General features: G+C 33.7%; 1 protein-coding gene and 1 pseudogene. Both read left to right on the forward strand.

Translation table 11 applies throughout. The annotated features are described in order from the left end of the window. Positions 1–283: 283 nt before the first annotated feature. Positions 284–484: a transposase gene (locus HE1_RS10120; RefSeq protein WP_084490768.1), complete on the forward strand. Its 201-nt coding sequence runs from the start codon at positions 284–286 to the stop codon at positions 482–484. Positions 485–571: 87 nt separating this feature from the next. Beyond that, a pseudogene (locus HE1_RS06715) lies at positions 572–778 on the forward strand (helix-turn-helix domain-containing protein); the annotation flags it as partial. Positions 779–1,140 lie beyond the last annotated feature (362 nt).

Raw genomic sequence — 1,140 nt, forward strand, 5'->3', positions numbered from 1 at the left:
TTTTATTATTATATCTATTGACATCGTAAAGTTTTCCTAGTCTCTCTAACCATATATCAATACATCATTATAAAATTAAAACTTTATACTCATAATATCTATCTCAACCACTTTCAACACTTATGGGTACCAGGCCACAAATTCCATTTAAAATCGGTTACCAAAATTTCTATATTTATAGCGCAGTTAACGTTTGACGGCAGTAATTTTAGTCTAATTTTGTCTAATGTTGATGGATAGAGCAAGATAGTATAAATCCAAGACTTTAAAAACCCCTGACAATATTACTATTTTTTATCTTCCTCCATATTCACCGGAGCTTAACCCGGTCAAAAGATTATGGCTCTATATAAAAAACACTATACTATCGAACAAGATTTACGAAACCCTTGGGGATTTAGAAGCTGTGCTTTACGAGGTTATGCGCGAGTTAAAAAATACAATAGTGAAAAGTATATGTACCGCTTCGTATTTGTCCATTTAGTAGAAGTTTTTAACTAAATATATTTTTTGTTAAAATCAGCAAAGGAAGTCTTTTAAAAGTCTCTAAAAAAGATTGTATGTAAATTTTGTGAATGTTAAAATTGATTTAAAAGAGGTTTTATTCGAGGAATTCAGAGGTACAAATGTAAAAAATTTGGAAAAAATTTCACGAGGTGTGCCCGAGAAAGACAAGCTCCAAGCCTTCGTTTTATACGCAAGCGGTCTTTCAATGAACCGAATTGCTCAGCTTTTTGGTGTCGGCGTCACCGAAGTTTTGAAGTGGGCGGGCACCTTAGGATCAAGGCTATGTGCCAAAATTGAGCCATCCCCAAAAGACAAAGGTAGTGTCATGGAAGTCGATGAATTTGGTATTATTAAAAAAAAGAAGCAAAAAATTTGGATTTTTAAAGCTTGGATTTTTAAATCCTATGATCGTGCTGGAAAAGGGCTCATCGATTAGGACTTGGTGATCACTCGCGTCCAACATTCAAAAGACTTTTTGAACGATTAAAAAAATGGAAAATTTTATTTTATTGCTTAGATCATTGGGCAGATTTTAATAAAATTATTCCAAGCCCCCGCCTCTTTCAGGGAAAAGATAAAACATTTTCCATTGAACAAAATAACGCTCCACACCGCCATTGGTTTGCAAGATTT

Origin of the sequence: Holospora elegans E1 (assembly GCF_000648275.1) — a bacterium.
Taxonomy (GTDB): domain Bacteria; phylum Pseudomonadota; class Alphaproteobacteria; order Holosporales; family Holosporaceae; genus Holospora; species Holospora undulata_A.